Source organism: Propioniciclava sp. MC1683 (genome assembly GCF_014164675.1).
Lineage (GTDB): Bacteria > Actinomycetota > Actinomycetes > Propionibacteriales > Propionibacteriaceae > Propioniciclava.
Map to the genome: position 1 here is coordinate 79,446 of NZ_JACJFX010000006.1, position 15,975 is coordinate 95,420.

Sequence of the window (15,975 nt, forward strand, 5' to 3'; positions counted from 1 at the left end):
TCACGGCGTGTGCCTGTGGACAACCGCAGGACCGACACTCGACCCCGCCACGAGGGGGTCTGGGAGGCGTCGAGTGTCGGTCCTGCAGGTGGCCAGCACGATGCCCATCGGAGCCGTGGTGGCCCGGGATCGTGCCTAGGCTGATGGCATGACCGCGACCCGCTCCGACGCCGCACTCCTGCTCCCGGACGCCACGGTGCGCCGCCTGCTGCCCCTGGCCCGAGCGACCTCGGGCGAGACGGACGCCACGGCGTCCCCGCTCGACGGCAGCCACCTGGCCGACGTCCCCCAGTCGACGCTGGACGACGTGGATGCCGCGTTCGCGTCCGCCCGCGCCGCGCAACCCGCCTGGGCCGAGCTGGGGGCGTCCGAACGCGGACGCCGCCTGCTGGCGTTCCACGACTTGCTGCTCGCTGCGCAGGCCGAGCTGGCCGACGTGATCGTCGCCGAGTCCGGCAAGGCGCGCAAGGACGCCGTCGAGGAGGTCTTCCACCTCGCGATGACGGCCCGCTACTACGGGCAGTACGCGGCCGGCTTCCTGCGGCCGCAGCGCCGTCGGGGCGTGTTTCCGGGGCTGACGCGCATCGACGTGCACCACCACCCCAAGGGCGTGGTGTCGGTCATCTCGCCGTGGAACTACCCGCTCACCATGGCGATGGCCGACGGACTCGCCGCGCTGGCGGCGGGCAACGCGGTGGTGGCCAAGCCGGACGCCCAGACCGTCCTGACCGCGCTGGCCGGGTTGGAGCTGCTGCGGCGCGCGGGCGTCCCGGACGACGTGTGGCAGGTGGTGACCGGGCCCGGCGGCGAGATCGGCACGGCGCTGGTCGAGCGCGGCGACCACGTCTGCTTCACCGGCTCCACGGCCACGGGCCGCAAGGTCGGGGTCGGGGCGGCCGAGCGGCTGGTCGCCTCCAGCCTGGAACTGGGCGGCAAGAACCCCATGGTCGTGTGCGCGGACGCCGACCTGGACGCGGCGGTCGACGGGGCGCTCCGCGGCTGCTTCTCCAACGCGGGCCAGCTGTGCGTCAGCTTCGAGCGGTTGTACGTCGCCCGAGCGGTGTACGTGGACTTCCGCGACCGGTTCGTCGCGGCCGTGGCTGCCCTCGAACTGCGCCCCGGCCTGGACTGGACCGGCGAGGTCGGCACGCTCACCTCGGCGGCCCAACTCGACAAGGTGCAGGCGCACGTCGAGGACGCCCGCGCGAAGGCCGCGACCGTGCTCGTCGGCGGACGCCACCGCCCCGACCTCGCGCCGTGGAGTTTCGAGCCGACGGTGCTGGAGGGCGTCAGCGAGGACATGGAGTGCTTCCGCGACGAGACGTTCGGCCCCGTGGTCTCCCTGTACCCGTTCGACACCGAGGAGGAGGCCCTCGTACTGGCCAACGACTCCACCTACGGACTGAACGCGGCCGTCTGGAGCCGCGACCACGCGCGAGCCCGGGCGCTGGCGTCCCGGATCAGGTGCGGCACGGTCAACGTGAACGAGGCCATCGCGGCCAGCTTCGGGTCGCTGTCGGCCCCGATGGGCGGCATGGGGCAGTCGGGCCTGGGGCGACGCCAGGGGCCCGAGGGCCTGCTGCGCTTCACGCAGGTGCAGGCCGTCGCGACCCAGCGCGGGATGGGCCTGGGTGCGCCCACGGGTGCGTCGCGGGAGAAGTTCGCCGAGGTGATGACGGGAGCGCTCAAGGTGATGCGGGCGCTGCGCCTGTGATCAGGCCAGCTTGCGCACGGTGAGGGGGATCGCGTCGGCGTCCGCCGGGGTCGGCACCTCGGAGCTCGGCTTGAGCACGGTCGCCGTCCCGTAGGCGACGGCGCGGTCGAGGCACAGCGCCGGGTCCTGTGTTCGCGTGCTGATGAGCAGGCAGCCGGCCAACGCGGCGTCCCCCGCCCCCATCACCGACACCGGCTGGACCGGGTCGGGCTCGGCGTGCCACAGGCCGTCCTCGCACGAGAGCAGGGCGCCCTGGGGGCCCAGCGTGGCCAGCACGCGCGGGACCCCCCGGCTGTGCAGTTCCTGCACGGCATCGATCGCGGGCTGGAGGTCGCCCGCCTTGACCGCCTTCCGGATGGAGCGTCCGGTCGCCTTCTGCAGCTCGGCCACGTTGGGGGAGAGGAGGTCGGGCGGGGTTGCGTGCGCGTGACTGATCACGGCGTCCAGGGCGGGACCGTCGGCGTCAACGGCCACCCGGACGCCGACGGAGTGGGCCATCTCGGTGAGCTTCACGTACCAGTCGACGGGGGCGCCCGGCGGCAGGCTGCCGCACAGCGCCAGCCACGAGGCCCCCGGCAGGGAGGCGAGCAGGGCGCTCACCAGTGCCGTCTGGTTCTCCGGCGTCAGCGGCTCGCCGGGCTCGATGAAGCGGGTGGTGCTGCCGTCGGGGTGGGTGATCGAGAGGTTGGTGCGCGCACGGCGTCCGACCGGGACCATGCGGCTCGGGACGCCACGGCTGCGCAGCGCCTCGGCCAGCGGGTCGCTGGTGTCCACCGGGACGATGGCGAGGGTGGGGTGGCCGGCGGCGTGCACGGCCGCGCTCACGTTGACCCCTTTGCCGGAGGCGAGTCGGTAGACCTGCCCGAGCCGGTTCAGCCGGGCGACGCGCAGGTCGCGGGCCAGCGGTGCGCTGCGATCGAGGCTCGGGTTCGCCGTAAAGGTGATGATCACCATACGAGGTTATCCCGGGGGACGCGTCCCCCGGGCGCTGCGCCACGCTACGGTCGGTTCGCGTACGGGGGCCCGTCGGCGTCCGCGCGGGGGAGGCGCACCGTGAACGCGGTGAGGCCCGGCCGCGAGGCCACCTCGACACGCCCGTGGTGGGCGCCCACCACGGCGGCGACGATGGCCAGCCCGAGCCCGGTCGACTGGCCACCGGCGCCCGACCGGACGCGGCTGGCGTCCGCGCGGGTGAACCGCTCAAAGACCCGGTCGAGCAGCTCGCGCGGGATGCCCGGGCCGTCGTCGGTGACCGTGACCACGGCGTCCGGCCCGTCGGCGGCCACCGAGGCGTGGACGCGGGTGCCGGCCGGCGTGTGCGTCCGGGCATTGGCGAGCAGGTTGGCCACGACCTGGGTGAGCCGGTAGGGGTCGCCCTGGGCGAGGACGTCGGCGTCCGGCAGGTCGAGGGTCCAGATGTGGTCGGGGCCCGCCGCGCGGGCGTCCGACACGGCGTTGGCGACTACCTGGTTCAGCGAAGTGGGTAGCAGGGCCAGCTCGGGGCCGGAGTCGAGGCGGGCGAGCAGGAGGAGGTCCTCGACGAGGCGCGACATGCGCTCGGACTCGGACTCGATGCGTCCCAACGCGTGCGCGGTGGTGTCGGGCAGGTGGGCGCGCTCGCGGCGAGTGAGCTCCGCGTAGCCGCGGATGGACGCCAGTGGGTTGCGGAGCTCGTGGCTGGCGTCCGCGACGAACTGGCGCACCTTGGTCTCCGAGCGCTGGCGCGCGGCCAGGGCTCCTTCGACGTTGTCGAGCATGTGGTTGAACGCCAGCCCTACCTGCCCGACCTCGCTGCGGGGGTCGACGTCGGCGTCCGGGACGCGGACGGGCACGGCGACCTCACCGGAGTGCAGCGGCATGCGGGAGACGTGGTTCGCCGTCGCTGTGAGCCGGGCCAGGGGGCGCAGACTGCGCTCGACGACGGTCCGGGCGGCGATGAAGGCGATCGCGATGGCCAGCAGGGTGAGCACGGTGGCCGCCACCAGCAGGGACGTCATCGACGTCTTCAAGAAATCAGTGGACTGGCCGGTGATCAGCACGAACGTGCCCCGGACGCCGTTGGCGGTGCCCGTGACGGTCGACGCGTACAGGCGGTAGTCGCCCAACTCGGGCAGGTTGAGGGTGACGAGCTGGTCGGATGGCGTGAGGGTGTCGAGCTTGGCCGTCACGTCGGCCGAGAGCCGTTCGCGCTCGCGTCCGACCTGGACGATGCCGTCGAAGCCCTGCAGGTAGTACAGCAGCCCCTGCTGCTGCCCGGCCCCGCCCGGCTGGCCGAACGCGCCGCCGCGGTCGCCTGTGTCCCCGCGGAAGCGGCTGGCGGAGTTGATGATCTGCGCGTCGATCTGTCCCTCGAGGATGCGGTGCATCGACAGCGCGGTCAGCCCCGACAGCAGGATCGCGATCACCGCGACCAGCGCCGTGGTGGACAGGATCAGCTGGCGGCTGAGCGTCCCCTTGCCCAACACCCCCGCTCCGCCGAGGGCTTGGGTTGGATCCGCCGAGGTCTTGGGTTCCGCCATCAGCCGGCCGGCTTCAGGACGTACCCCGCACCCCGCAGCGTGTGGATCATCGGCTCGCGCCCCGCGTCGATCTTCTTGCGGAGGTAGGAGATGTAGAGCTCGACGACGTTGGCTTGGCCGCCGAAGTCGTAGTTCCACACGCGGTCGAGGATCTGCGCCTTGCTCAGCACGCGGCGCGGGTTGCGCATCAGGTAGCGCAGCAGCTCGAACTCGGTCGCGGTCAGCTGGATCTCCTCGCCCGCGCGGGTCACCTCGTGAGAGTCCTCGTCGAGGGCGAGGTCGCCGACCACGAGCTGCGAGCCCGGCTTGACCAACGTCGCGCCCGAGCGGCGCAGCAGGCCGCGCAGGCGGGCGACGAGTTCCTCGAGAGAGAAGGGCTTGGTGACGTAGTCGTCCCCGCCGGCCGTCAGCCCGTGGATTCGGTCGTCCACGGCGTCCCGGGCGGTGAGAAAGATGACAGGGACGTCCGGCTGCTCGGCGCGCACGCGGCGCATCACCTCGAGCCCGTCGAAGTCGGGAAGCATCATGTCGAGCACGAGCACGTCCGGCCGCGTGTCGCGCGCGGCCTGCACGGCGGTCGTGCCGGAGTGGGCGGTGGTGACATCCCACCCCTCGTAGCGCAGGGCCATGCTGAGCAGTTCGGTGATCGCCGGCTCGTCGTCCACGGTGAGCACGCGGATGGGCGTCCCATCCGCCCGGGTGAGCTGCTCGCGTTCTGTCATGGGTCCACTCTCCCAGCCCGGCATGGCCGGACGCCATGAGTTGGCTGTGCGTTCCCTGTGAGAGCCCTCGGCGGATCGGACCCAAGCTCTCGGCGGATCGGACCCAAGCCCTCGGCGGTCAGCGCATGTCGAAACCGCTGATGGACGCCTCGGGCGGGCGCCGGTCGACCAGGAAGCCGGTGACGCGGCCCGGGCGTCCGGACGCCTTGGGCGACGTGAGCAGTTCGACCATGGCGTCCACATCCTCGGGGAGGCCCTGGACGTCCACCTCCACCTGACCGTCCCACAGGTTCTCGGTGTACCCGGACAGCCCGAGGCGTCCGGCCTGCCGGGAGACCCACCACCGGAAGCCGACGCCCTGAACGTGCCCGTCGACCCGGACGAGCGCGCGGGCCAGGCCCGCGGCGTCCGAGCTCACGTGTGGAGGTAGCCGAGCAGGTGGTTGCGCTCGTCGGTGAGCTGGTCGATGCGGTACTTGACCACGTCGCCGATGGAGACGATCGCGGCGAGTTCGCCGTCGACCTCGATCGGCACGTGGCGCACGCGCTTGTGGGTCATGGTGTGGGCGGTGTCCTCGATGCGGTCCTCGAGGTGGCCGACGACGACGTCGCCGGTCATGAGGTCGGCCACGGTCGCCTCGAGGAGGCCGGCGCCCGAGCCGGCGAGGCCGCGCACGATGTCGCGCTCGCTGATGATGCCGGCGATGTGGCGACCGTCGGCGGAGACGACCACGGCGCCGATGTTGTTGTCGGCCATGACGGAGACGAGCTCGGCCACGGAGGCGGACGGGGCGATCGTGACGACGGAGTTGCCCTTGCTGCGGATGACGTCTTCGAGCTTCATGGCGGGACGGTACCCGGAACCCGCACCGCCACGCCAGAGGCGCACCCTATGATCGGTCCGTCCACCACCTCGACAGACAGGAGCGGCCCGTGGAGCGATCCTGGCGCACCGCCGCCGTCCGCGCGGGCATCGACGCGGACACCGCCGAGGGCGCGGTCGTCCCCCCGATCTACCTGTCGACGAACTACCGCTTCGACGGCCTGCGCAGCCCGCGCAGCTTCGACTACTCCCGCTCGGGCAACCCGACGCGCAGCCACCTGGCCGACGCGCTGGCCGAGCTCGACGGGGCGGCCGGGGCGGTGGTGACGGCCTCGGGGATGGGCGCGATCACGACCGCGCTGATGGCGCTGGTGGCGGCGGGGGACACCGTGGTCGCCCCGCACGACGCCTACGGCGGCACGTGGCGGCTGCTGGACGCGCTGTCGCGGCGGGTGGGCTTCGACCTGCGGCTGGTCGACCTGGCGGCATCGGACGCCGCGGCCACCGTCCGCGCGCTGTCGCCCGCGCTGACCTGGGTGGAGACCCCCTCGAACCCCTTGCTGGCCATCAGCGACCTCGCGGCGCTGGCCGAGGCCACGCACGCCGGGGGCGGGCTCATGGTGGCCGACAACACGTTCTGCTCGCCGGTGCTGCAGCGCCCCATCGGGTTCGGGGCGGACGCCGTCGTGCAGTCCTCGACCAAGTACCTCAACGGGCACTCCGACGTGATCGGGGGCGTCGTGTGCTCGGCGACCGCCGAGATGGCCGAGCAGATGGCGTGGTGGGCGAACTGCCTCGGCGTCACCGGGGGAGCGTTCGACAGCTACCTGACGCTGCGCGGCCTGCGGACGCTGGGCGTCCGGATGGCCGCCCACCAGGAGAACGCGGCGGCCGTGGTGGAGGCCCTGTCGCTGCACCCCGCCGTCGAGCGGGTGCACTACCCGGGCCTGTCCACCCACCCGGGCCACGAGCTCGCCCAGCGCCAGATGGACGGCTTCGGCGCGATCGTGTCCTTCGAGGTGCGTGGCGGCGAGGCCGCCGTGGCGGCCCTGGTGTCGGGGCTGGAGCACTTCTCGCTCGCCGAGTCCCTCGGCGGCGTCGAGTCGCTGGTCTGCCACCCGGGCTCCATGACCCACGCGGCGATGCCGCCGGAGGTGCAGGAGGCGGCCGGCCTGCGCCCCGGCCTCGTGCGCCTTTCGGTGGGCATCGAAGACCCCGCCGACCTGGTCGCGGACCTGGTGGCGGGGCTCGATCGGGTCGCCGAGGCGGTCTGAACTCAGACGGTGCCCAGCGTGCGCGGGAACTCGGCCCGCGCCTGCTCGGAGATGCGCTTCATCATGGCGAGGTCGATGCCGGCGCCGAAGAGGCCACCGACGAGGGGGACCAGCTTGCCGACGCGGGCGAACACGCGCTCGCCGACCGACCGCAGGATGCGGAAGCCGACGGCCTTCTGGATCACCATGAGCGCCGACTTCGGCAGGTTCTTGCCGGCCACGTTCAGCGCGGCGCTCGTGCCGACGGAGACGCCCGCCTTGGCGAGCACGTCGGCGGAGTTGGAGCCGACCAGGGTTAGCAGCACCGCGGTGCGGATGCGGTCGTCGGTCACGTCGTAGCCGCGCAGGTGCGCGACGGCCGCGGTCATGCGGGTGGCCTGCACGTAGAACTCGAAGACGTTGGCCGGGATGGCCACGACCATGGTCAGGAAGCCACCCAGGAAGGTCACGAAGCCGCCGGCGGCACCGCCGACGAGGTGCTGGCGCACGACGTCGTCCACGGCCGCCTCGACGTCACCGTTGGCCTTGGCGAGGGCCTTGTCGGCGATCTCCTTGGCGCCCGAGAACTTGCTGACGCCCTCGATGCCCACGCCGGTCAGCTGCTTGATCAGGCCGGTGATGGCGTCGTCGTTGCCGGAGGGGTCGTTCGCCTCGTCCAACGCGGAGCGCGTGATCTCGATCTCCTCGTCGCGGCGGAACATGTCGAACAGGCCCATGGTGCCCCTTTCATCGGACGCCGCGCGCTCGCGCGGCCACCCCTCGACTTTTCCGTACCCGGGACCGTGGTTCAAGCGGCGGCTAGGAGATTCAGGGTCACCTCCGGGAAATCAGGGCCCTTCCCAGTAGGGCGAGGTTCGCCGGCTTCTCGGCCAGGCGGCGCATGTAGTAGCCGTACCAGTCGACGCCGTAGGGCACGTACACCCGGACGCGGTGGCCCTCGCGCGCCAGCCGCAGCTGCTCCTCGGGGCGCACGCCGTAGAGCATCTGGAACTCGTACGACCCGGGGGCCCGCCCGGCGACCAGCAGCTGCCCCAGGGCCGCGGTGATCATCTTGGGATCGTGGGTGGCGATCATGGGGTAGCCCTCGCCCGCGATCAGGATCCCCAGGCAGCGCTGGAAGGCCTCGCCGATCGCGGCCGGGGTCGTGTGGGCGACGGTGGCCGGCTCGGCGTAGGCGCCCTTGCACAACCGCACGCGCGACCCCGCCCCGGAGTAGTGCCGGGCGTCGTCCTCGGTGCGGAACAGCATGGCCTGCAGCACCAGCCCGGTGCCGGGGAACTCCGCGCGCAGCCCGTCCACGAGGGCGTGCATGCCGTCGAGCGTGGTGTGGTCCTCGGCGTCGAAGGTGACGGTCGTGCCGGCCTCGGTCGCGGCGGCGACGATGCGGCCCGCGTTCTCGGCGGCCAGGTCGACCCCGCCGGACAGCGCCTGACCGATCGCGCTGGCCTTGACCGAGATCTCGGCGACGTCGGTCAGCCCCTCGTTGGAGAGCCGGCGGATCAGCGCGATGTTGGCCTCGGTGGCCGCCAGCGCCTCGGCCTGGCTGGTCGTGTCCTCGCCCAGGTGGTCGATGGTGGCGAGGCGCCCGGTGGCGCTGATCTCGCGGATCGCACGGACGGCGTCCTCGACCCCGTCGCCCGGCACGAAGCGGTCGACGGTACGACGGACGACGGGCAGACGCGTGGCCAGGTCCCGCACGTGGGTGTTGCGCGAGGCGGCCAGCAGCAGGTTCTTCATCGACCCCTCCTGACACGGTGTGTGAGTGGCGCGGGATCGCCGCGCCCACCCAATCTATCCCCGAACGGACGAGCCGCGCACCCGGGGGGTGCGCGGCTCGTCACGGGTTGTCAGGAGGAGGTTCTCACTCCTCGGGGTTGGCCCCCTCGAGGGCGTCCGGGTCCTCCAGCGCGCGCCGGTAGGCGGCCGTGTCGAGCTTCGGCTGGCCCTGCAGCGGGTCGTGGGACGCGAACCGCTCGGGGTTGGCGTCCACGTAGCGGTCGTGCGTGGCGTGCGCCTCGTCGAGCAGGTCGAGCAACTCCTGCTCGCGGAAGATCTCGTCCTTGTACTTGGGGTTCATGGCCAGCAGCGCGGCCTCCTCCTTCAGCAGCGAGCGGTAGAGCTTCTCGCGCTGTGCGGGGTCGGCCTCGAACGACGCGTCGAGGTACTGCTTGGCGTGGCGGCGGGTGTTCTTGATCGTGGTGAGCGCCTTGCCCTTGGGGGACAGCAGCGAGAAGAAGATGACCACGACCAGGGTGCCGACGATGACGCCGAGGCTGAGCTCGGTGCTGACCTCGAAGACCGGCACGCGCTGGCCGCCGTTGATGAACGGCAGGTTGTTCTCGTGCAGGGCGTGCAGGATCAGCTTGACGCCGATGAAGGCCAGGATGATCGCGAGGCCGTACTTGAGGTAGATCAGGCGGTCGAGCAGGCCGTCGATGAGGAAGTAGAGCTGGCGCAGGCCGAGCAGCGAGAACGCGACGGCGGTGAACACGATGTAGGTGTTCTGCGTCAGGCCGAAGATGGCCGGGATCGAGTCGAGCGCGAACATGACGTCGGTGCCACCGATGGCGATCATGACCAGCATCAGCGGGGTCATGGCCTTCTTGCCGTTCTCCATCGTGAACAGCTTGTCGCCGTCGTAGTGGTCGGTGGTGTGCATGAAGCGCTTGGCGAGGCGGATGATGAAGTTGTTCGCCTCGGAGGACTCCTCGTCCTCCTCGTCCTTCTCGGGCTTGATCAGGTTGCCGGCGGTGACCAGCAGGATGAGGCCGAAGATGTAGAAGACCCACGCGAAGCTGTTGATCAGCGCGGCGCCCAGGAAGATGAACCCGGTGCGGAAGATCAGCGAGACCACGATGCCGAACATCAGCACCAACTGCTGGTTCTGCCGCGGCACCTTGAAGCTCGCCATGATGATGAGGAAGACGAACAGGTTGTCGACCGAGAGACTCAACTCGGTGATGTAACCCGCGTAGTACTCGACGCCCGACTTCTGGCCCATCGAGATCCACACCCACACGCCGAACAGGATCGCGACGGAGACGTAGATCGCCGTCCACTTGGCTGCCTCACCGATCGTGGGGATGTGCGCCTTGCGGACGTGGAAGATGAAGTCGAACGCGAGCAGCGCGATGATGAAGATGGCGGTGAGGATCCACACCGTGGTGGAGACAACAGGCATCTGGTGCCCTTTCCGGTTCGTACGAGCAGGAGACGGGTCCCGTCAGGCTCTCAGGAGCGCTGGCGGCCAACTCGTGCAGCGCCGACCCCGGGGGCCGGCTTCGCAGCAGTGTAACGAGGGGTGACGCAGGCACGTGCGGGGTTGCCAAACGTGCCTGCGCCCTGGGGCGTCACTTGACGCGCGGCATCGGGACGGTCTTGGTGCCCGAGATGGTCTCCCACGGCACGACGTCGGGCAGGTAGCTGTTGAACTCGGCGATCAGCGATTCCTGGTACTCGCCGGCGAAGGTACCGTCGAGGAACTTGCCCAGCGCCTCGTCGCGGAAGCGCGCCCAGCTGTACTTCTCGTTGCCCGGCAGGATCGGGTAGTAGAGGCACTCCGCCTTGGCGGCCGCGTCACGGTCGCCCGGGGCGTCCCCGATGAGCATGATCCTGTCAGCGTCGTACTTGCCCTTCGCCGCGTACTGGACGTGCTCGGCCTTCGAGCCCATCTCCTGGCCGGCGATGACCTTCATGTACTGGGCGATGCCGTGGGCGTTCCACTCGTACTCCAGCGCGTGCAGCGGGGTGGCCGACACGGTCATCTGGTCGACCCCGGCGTCCTGCATGGCCTGCATCGACTCGCGCACGCCCGGGAACGGGCCACAGCCGTGCACCATGTCGGCGATGCGGGCGTTGACCTCGTCGCCCCAGCGGATCGCGCGGTCGATGGTCTCGGACGGGTGGTCGGCGGCGTAGGCGGCGATGCCCTTGTCGGACAGCGGGTAGCCCTCAGCCTCGATGAAGGCGGTCAGCTCGGGGTACTCGGGGATGGTGACGACGCGCTCGGCGACCTCGGTGCGGTCGCGCAGCAGGTCGAGCAGCTGCTTGAGGGCCAGCCAGCGGTTGAGGCCGCGGGTGATCGAGCCCAGGTTCACGAACAGGGCCGTCTGGCGGGCGAGGGTCGAGACCGGCTGCAGGTCCCAGGCCTTGATGTAGGCGGGGGTGAAGCACTCCTGGTGCTTGATGTCCATGGCGTCCATCGCGCACCCGTCGGAGTCGATCCCCACGAAGAACTCTCCGGTGGGGACGAAGTCGACGAGGACCTGGGCGGCTTCCGGGTGCTGGCTCACAGCGGCTCTCCTTCGGGCTCGGGTTGGTCCATTCTCGCCCGGGGCCCGTGCCCCCACTGGAGGTTGCGGGATATTGCCTAACCCGGGAAGAGGCCCCGCACCAGGTCGACCGTGAGGGCGTCCAGGTCGTCGATGACGGCGTGGGCGCGGTCGAGCACCTCCGCGGCCGGAGGGTGAAACCGCGGCGGGACGACCACCGTGCGCATGCCCGCGGCCAGGGCCGAACGGACGCCGTTGGTCGAGTCCTCGACCGCCACGCAGGCGGCCGGGTCGACCCCGAGGCGGGACGCCGCGGCGAGGAAGCCGTCCGGGTGCGGCTTGCCGCGCTCCACCTCCTCGGTGGAGACGACCACCCCCACGAGGTCGCGGACGCCCAGCAGTTCCAGCCCCGCCTCGATCAGCGTGCGCGGGGAACTGGACGCCACGGCCAGCGGGGCGAGGGCGGCCATGCGGCGCACGGCGTCCACGGCCCCGTGCAAAACGGGGATGCGGCCGGCGCGGTAGGCCGCGGCCATGCCGTCGATGGTGCGCTGGGCGGCCTCCTCGGGGGTGCCCCGCAGGTCGACCGCCTCGACGAGGTACGTCGACCACTCCCGGGTGCTCATGCCCATCATCGCCTGCGTGGCCCCCTCGGGCCACGGGACGCCGTCGGCGGCGGCGAGCCCGCGGCGCACGACGTCCCACTCCTCCTCGGAGTCGGTGAGCGTGCCGTCCATGTCGAAGACGATTGCGTGGGGGAGAGCTTCCATGCCCGTCAGCCTAGGACAGCCGCCAGTCGATCGGGTCGGCCCCCTGGGCGGTAAGCGCCGCGTTGGCGCGCGAGAACGGGCGCGACCCGAAGAAGCCCGACCGGGCCGACAGCGGTGAGGGGTGCGCGGAGGCGATCACCGGCACCTGCCCCAGGCGCGGGGTGAGGCCCTGGGCGTCCCGGCCCCACAGGATCGCGACCAGCGGCCCGCCCCGCTCGACGAGCGCCTCGATCGCGCGGTCGGTGACCTCCTCCCACCCCTTGCCGCGGTGTGACGCCGGCGCCCCCGGCCGCACCGTCAGACACCGGTTCAGCAGCAGGACGCCCCGCTCGAACCAGGCGCTGAGGTCGCCGTGCTCGGCGGGCGGGATGCCGAGGTCGGCGGACAGCTCGGCGTAGATGTTCTGCAGGCTGCGCGGGATCGGGCGCACGTCGCGCGCGACCGAGAAGGACAGCCCGACGGCGTGCCCCGGCGTGGGGTAGGGGTCCTGTCCGACGACCAGCACGCGGACGTCGGCGAGCGGGCGGGTGAAGGCGCGCAGCACGTTCTCCCCGGCGGGCAAGTAGGAGCGCCCGGCGGCCATCTCCTGGCGGAGGAAGGCGCCCATCGCGGTCACGCGGTCGGCCACGGGGGCGAGGGCGTCGGCCCAGTCGGGGGCCACGAGGTCGGCGAGCGGGCGTGCGGTCACGGGGCTCAGGCTAGCCCGGCGCGGGCTCGGTCCGGCCCGGCGCGCGCGGCGTCCGGGCGGCGGGGGCGGGTCTAGGCTGACGGTGCTGGAAGGAGCCCACCCGTGACGCTGATCCCCACCCTGCGCCGCCTGCTCGGCACCGAGCCCACCCCGCCGGCCGAGCCCGTCGTCGTCCAAGTGCCGGTCCCCGCCCCGGACCGCCGGGTCGACCTCGAGCCCGACGTGCCCCGCGGGCTCACCGTCGCCGCCGGCTACGCGTGGCGGCTGCTGCTGCTCGGTGTCGCCGTGGTGGCGCTGTTCCAGGTGCTGGCCTACTTCTCGCAGATCACCGTGCCGGTCGGCATGGCCATCCTGCTCGCCGCCATGCTCTACCCGCTCGTCACGCTGCTGCGCCGCTGGGGCTGGCCGGCCGCGCTGTCCGCGATCGTCTCCCTCCTGCTCCTCGTCGTGGTGGTCAGCGGCCTGCTGACCTTCGTCGGAACTCAGGTGGCCGCCGAGTGGCCCGAGCTGCTCGAGCAGTCGCGCGAGGGCTTCCAGGCGCTGGTCGCCTGGCTGGGCACCCTGCCGTTCGGCATCGACGACGCCCCCGTCAACGACTGGATCGCCCAGGGCACCGCCTGGCTCCAGACCCAGGCCTCCTCGTTGGCCGGGGCCGCGGCGTCCGTGGGCGCGGCCTTCGGCAACTTCTTCGCCGGGCTGGCCACCGCGCTCGTGGCCGCCTTCTTCTTCGCCTACCAGGGCCGCCGCATCTTCGCCGGATCGGTCGAGACGCTCGTGCCCCGCCAGTACCGGGCCTCGGTCGACCACGCCGCCCTGCGCGGCTGGACGTCCCTGGTGGCCTACATGCGCTCGGCCGTCATCGTCGCGGCGGTGGACGCCGCCGGCGTCGCCCTCGCCGCGCTCCTCCTGCAGGTGCCCCTGGTGGCGGCCCTGTTCGCGCTGACGTTCTTCCTGTCCTTCATCCCGATCGTGGGCGCCACCGTGGCCGGCGCGGTCGCGGTCGTGCTCGCCCTCGTCACGCACGGCTGGGTGCAGGCGCTGATCATGCTGGGCGCGGTGATCCTGGTCATGCAGTTGGAGAGCACGTTCCTCCAGCCGCTCGTGATGGGCAAGGCCGTCGACCTGCACCCGCTGGCGGTGCTGCTCGGCATCACCGCGGGCGCCATCGTCTCGGGCATCCTCGGCGCCCTGCTGGCGATCCCCGTCCTGGCGTTCGGCGTCGCCTTCCTGCGCGCGCTGCGCAACCCGGAGTCGCCGGGTGCCGACGTGCTCGAGTCCGACGAGCCCGACCCTCTCCCGCCGGCCCCGGCGACCGCCTGAGCCTCAGGGTCGCCTCAGGGGCCCGGCGCCTTTCGCAAATGGAAAACCGGGCTTAGCATTTTGGTATGAGCGACCCCGATCTCAGCCAGATCCTCGCCGACCTCGCGGCCGGCACCATCGACGCCGCCGAGGCGGCCCGCCGCATCGAGGCGGCCCAGAAGAAGCAGGCCCCCGCCGACGCCGAGCCCGAGGTCGACGAGCCGGCCGGCCCGACCGGCGTGAAGGGCACCGAGCGCGTCACCATCCGCGCCGTCGGGCGCCGCGTCACCGTGGTCGGCGACGCCTCCGTCGCCACCGCGTCGGTCACCGGCGAGCACGTGCTGCGCCGCCAGGGCGACGTGCTCGAGATCTCCGCCGACGGCGAGGTCGGCCCCAAGCTCGAGGGCTTCAGCGTGCTCAACCCGCCCAAGAGCCTCGAGGACCTGCGTGGCCTCACCTTCGCCCGTGGTCTGACCGTGCGGGTCAACCCGGCGATCGAGGTCGACGTCGAGCTCACCGCCGGCAGCCTCAACGTGAGCGGCGTGCCGTTCCTGGGCCGTGTGCGCGTGACGGCGGGCGGCGCCGCGATCAAGGGCGTGCGCCGGCTCACCGACGTCCTCATCCAGGCCGGCTCGGGCAGCATCGAGGGACCGATCAACGCGGGCCGCTCGCGGGTGAAGATCGAGTCCGGCTCGCTCACGGTCACGCTCGAGAAGCGCTCCTCGGTGACCGTGCGCTCGCAGACCCAGCTCGGCCGCGTCGTGTGGCCCGACGACGGCGGCGCCCCCGACGAGGTCGTCTTCGGCAACGGCACCGCCCGCCTCGACCTCGAGGTCGTCATGGGGAGCGCGACCGTGCGGCGGTCCGAGTCGTGACCGCCCCCCACACGCACCGCGCCCTGGCCGACTGCCCGGTCTGCGGCGACGCGCTGGTGACCACGCGGCTGGGTTGCTCGGGCTGCGGCACCGAGCTCGTCGGCCAGTTCGCCCCCTGCCCGTTCTGCGCGCTCGACGACGCCGACCTCGAGGCCCTCAAGGTGTTCCTCGTCTCGCGCGGCAACCTCAAGGAGCTGCAGTCCCACCTGGGCGTCAGCTACCCCACGGCGCGGGCGCGGTTCAACGACCTGCTCGAGCGGCTGGGCTGGCTCGCCGAGGCGGGCCTCGAGACGATCCCGGACGCCGACGTCGCGGCCGGCCACGACCCGGCCCCGACGCACGAGGACGCCCCCGCGGAGGAGGGCGTCCGGGATGGGGAGCCGGGGGAGGACGGACCGCAGCCAGCGGCGTCCGAGACCCCCGACGGGGTGCGCGACCAGGTGCTCGCGCAGGTCGCGGCGGGCACGCTGTCGCCGGCGGTGGCCGCCGACCTGCTCAGCAAGCTGCGCTGATCAGCCGGTGTAGACCTTGAAGTCGAGGACGGTGACCTCGATGGTCTTGCCGGTGGGCGCCTCGTAGGAGACGGTCTGGCCCTTGGTGGCGCCGACGACGGCCGCGCCCAGCGGGGACTGCGGGCTGAACACCTCGACCTCGGTGTCGGTCACGCCCATGAGCTCGCGGGAGCCGAGCAGGAACGTGTCGGTGTCGTCCTCGTCGCCGTCATAGCAGATCGTCACGGTCATGCCCGGCGTCACCTCGTTGGCGGCCTCGGGCTCGCCGATGTGGGCGTCCCTCAGCATGGCCTCGAGCTGGCGGATGCGCGCCTCCTGCTGGCCCTGCTCCTCGCGCGCGGCGTGGTAGCCGCCGTTCTCGGAGAGGTCGCCCTCGTCGCGTGCCTGGGCGATCTTGGCCGACACCGTGCGGCGGCCTTCACCCTTGAGGAACTCGAGCTCACCCGCGAGCTTGTCGTACGCCTCCTGGGTGAGCCACACGGTGGACTGTGCTGCTTCAGACATTCGAC

General features: G+C 71.9%; 17 protein-coding genes. 5 read left to right on the forward strand and 12 right to left on the reverse strand.

Annotation, left to right across the window (positions count from 1 at the left end):
• Positions 1–148 precede the first annotated feature (148 nt).
• Complete coding sequence (locus H5397_RS05330; RefSeq protein ID WP_182815389.1) at positions 149–1,714, forward strand: succinic semialdehyde dehydrogenase; 1,566 nt, start codon at positions 149–151, stop codon at positions 1,712–1,714.
• On the opposite strand, the gene H5397_RS05335 is transcribed toward H5397_RS05330, so the two are convergent.
• The 5 genes from H5397_RS05335 to H5397_RS05355 all read right to left on the reverse strand — a co-directional run bounded on the left by H5397_RS05335 (position 1,715) and on the right by H5397_RS05355 (position 5,798).
• Positions 1,715–2,665 (reverse strand): 1-phosphofructokinase family hexose kinase, encoded by a 951-nt coding sequence (locus H5397_RS05335; RefSeq protein WP_182815391.1) that lies wholly within the window; start codon positions 2,663–2,665, stop codon positions 1,715–1,717.
• A 47-nt stretch (positions 2,666–2,712) separates the two neighbouring features.
• Positions 2,713–4,233, reverse strand: coding sequence for a cell wall metabolism sensor histidine kinase WalK (locus H5397_RS05340; RefSeq protein ID WP_182815393.1), 1,521 nt, complete (start codon positions 4,231–4,233; stop codon positions 2,713–2,715).
• A complete protein-coding gene (locus tag H5397_RS05345) occupies positions 4,233–4,955 on the reverse strand; it encodes a response regulator transcription factor (protein ID WP_182815396.1) in 723 nt (240 codons plus the stop codon). The genes H5397_RS05340 and H5397_RS05345 overlap by 1 nt, the downstream gene beginning before the upstream one ends.
• Before the next feature lie 118 nt (positions 4,956–5,073).
• Positions 5,074–5,373, reverse strand: coding sequence for an acylphosphatase (locus tag H5397_RS05350; protein WP_182815398.1), 300 nt, complete (start codon positions 5,371–5,373; stop codon positions 5,074–5,076).
• Complete coding sequence (locus tag H5397_RS05355) at positions 5,370–5,798, reverse strand: CBS domain-containing protein (RefSeq protein ID WP_182815400.1); 429 nt, start codon at positions 5,796–5,798, stop codon at positions 5,370–5,372. The genes H5397_RS05350 and H5397_RS05355 overlap by 4 nt, the downstream gene beginning before the upstream one ends.
• An 89-nt stretch (positions 5,799–5,887) precedes the next feature.
• On the opposite strand from H5397_RS05355, the gene metB reads away from it, so the two are divergent.
• Positions 5,888–7,051, forward strand: coding sequence for a cystathionine gamma-synthase (gene metB, locus H5397_RS05360; RefSeq protein ID WP_182815402.1), 1,164 nt, complete (start codon positions 5,888–5,890; stop codon positions 7,049–7,051).
• A 2-nt stretch (positions 7,052–7,053) separates the two neighbouring features.
• On the opposite strand, the gene H5397_RS05365 is transcribed toward metB, so the two are convergent.
• The 6 genes from H5397_RS05365 to H5397_RS05390 form a co-directional block, all read right to left on the reverse strand.
• The gene (locus H5397_RS05365) at positions 7,054–7,767 is read right to left on the reverse strand and encodes an EcsC family protein (protein ID WP_220492026.1); all 714 of its coding nucleotides are present in this window, start codon (positions 7,765–7,767) and stop codon (positions 7,054–7,056) included.
• Positions 7,768–7,864: 97 nt separating this feature from the next.
• Positions 7,865–8,788: a proline dehydrogenase family protein gene (locus H5397_RS05370; RefSeq protein WP_182815403.1), complete on the reverse strand. Its 924-nt coding sequence runs from the start codon at positions 8,786–8,788 to the stop codon at positions 7,865–7,867.
• A 124-nt stretch (positions 8,789–8,912) separates the two neighbouring features.
• Positions 8,913–10,232, reverse strand: a complete 1,320-nt coding sequence (locus H5397_RS05375) for a TerC family protein (RefSeq protein WP_182815405.1) — start codon at positions 10,230–10,232, stop codon at positions 8,913–8,915.
• A 169-nt stretch (positions 10,233–10,401) separates the two neighbouring features.
• Positions 10,402–11,343, reverse strand: coding sequence for an HAD family hydrolase (locus H5397_RS05380; RefSeq protein ID WP_182815407.1), 942 nt, complete (start codon positions 11,341–11,343; stop codon positions 10,402–10,404).
• Between the two features lie 77 nt (positions 11,344–11,420).
• Positions 11,421–12,092 (reverse strand): HAD family phosphatase, encoded by a 672-nt coding sequence (locus H5397_RS05385; protein ID WP_182815409.1) that lies wholly within the window; start codon positions 12,090–12,092, stop codon positions 11,421–11,423.
• A 10-nt stretch (positions 12,093–12,102) separates the two neighbouring features.
• On the reverse strand, positions 12,103–12,780 hold the full coding sequence (locus H5397_RS05390) for a uracil-DNA glycosylase (protein WP_182815411.1): 678 nt from the start codon (positions 12,778–12,780) through the stop codon (positions 12,103–12,105).
• A 102-nt stretch (positions 12,781–12,882) separates the two neighbouring features.
• Here H5397_RS05390 and H5397_RS05395 point away from each other — a divergent pair, with 102 nt between their 5' ends.
• From H5397_RS05395 to H5397_RS05405, 3 genes are all read left to right on the forward strand, one after another.
• Positions 12,883–14,100, forward strand: coding sequence for an AI-2E family transporter (locus H5397_RS05395; protein ID WP_182815413.1), 1,218 nt, complete (start codon positions 12,883–12,885; stop codon positions 14,098–14,100).
• 65 nt (positions 14,101–14,165) lie between these two features.
• Positions 14,166–14,954 carry a hypothetical protein gene (locus H5397_RS05400; protein WP_182815415.1) on the forward strand — a complete coding sequence of 263 codons (789 nt, stop codon included), beginning with the start codon at positions 14,166–14,168 and terminating at the stop codon, positions 14,952–14,954.
• Complete coding sequence (locus tag H5397_RS05405) at positions 14,951–15,466, forward strand: DUF2089 domain-containing protein (protein ID WP_182815417.1); 516 nt, start codon at positions 14,951–14,953, stop codon at positions 15,464–15,466. Before H5397_RS05400 ends, H5397_RS05405 begins: the two co-directional genes overlap by 4 nt.
• Here H5397_RS05405 and greA read toward each other — a convergent pair whose 3' ends face one another.
• Positions 15,467–15,970 (reverse strand): transcription elongation factor GreA, encoded by a 504-nt coding sequence (gene greA, locus H5397_RS05410; RefSeq protein WP_182815419.1) that lies wholly within the window; start codon positions 15,968–15,970, stop codon positions 15,467–15,469.
• Positions 15,971–15,975 lie beyond the last annotated feature (5 nt).

Bases quoted from the DNA above. Each gene is read 5' to 3' on its own strand.
- H5397_RS05370 (WP_182815403.1), bottom strand. From the start codon at position 8,788: ATGAAGAACCTGCTGCTGGCCGCCTCGCGCAACACCCACGTGCGGGAC.
- H5397_RS05365 (WP_220492026.1), bottom strand. From the start codon at position 7,767: ATGGGCCTGTTCGACATGTTCCGCCGCGACGAGGAGATCGAGATCACG.
- H5397_RS05400 (WP_182815415.1), top strand. From the start codon at position 14,166: ATGAGCGACCCCGATCTCAGCCAGATCCTCGCCGACCTCGCGGCCGGC.
- H5397_RS05345 (WP_182815396.1), bottom strand. From the start codon at position 4,955: ATGACAGAACGCGAGCAGCTCACCCGGGCGGATGGGACGCCCATCCGC.
- H5397_RS05340 (WP_182815393.1), bottom strand. From the start codon at position 4,233: ATGGCGGAACCCAAGACCTCGGCGGATCCAACCCAAGCCCTCGGCGGA.
- H5397_RS05375 (WP_182815405.1), bottom strand. From the start codon at position 10,232: ATGCCTGTTGTCTCCACCACGGTGTGGATCCTCACCGCCATCTTCATC.
- H5397_RS05385 (WP_182815409.1), bottom strand. From the start codon at position 12,092: ATGGAAGCTCTCCCCCACGCAATCGTCTTCGACATGGACGGCACGCTC.
- greA (WP_182815419.1), bottom strand. From the start codon at position 15,970: ATGTCTGAAGCAGCACAGTCCACCGTGTGGCTCACCCAGGAGGCGTAC.
- H5397_RS05355 (WP_182815400.1), bottom strand. From the start codon at position 5,798: ATGAAGCTCGAAGACGTCATCCGCAGCAAGGGCAACTCCGTCGTCACG.
- H5397_RS05330 (WP_182815389.1), top strand. From the start codon at position 149: ATGACCGCGACCCGCTCCGACGCCGCACTCCTGCTCCCGGACGCCACG.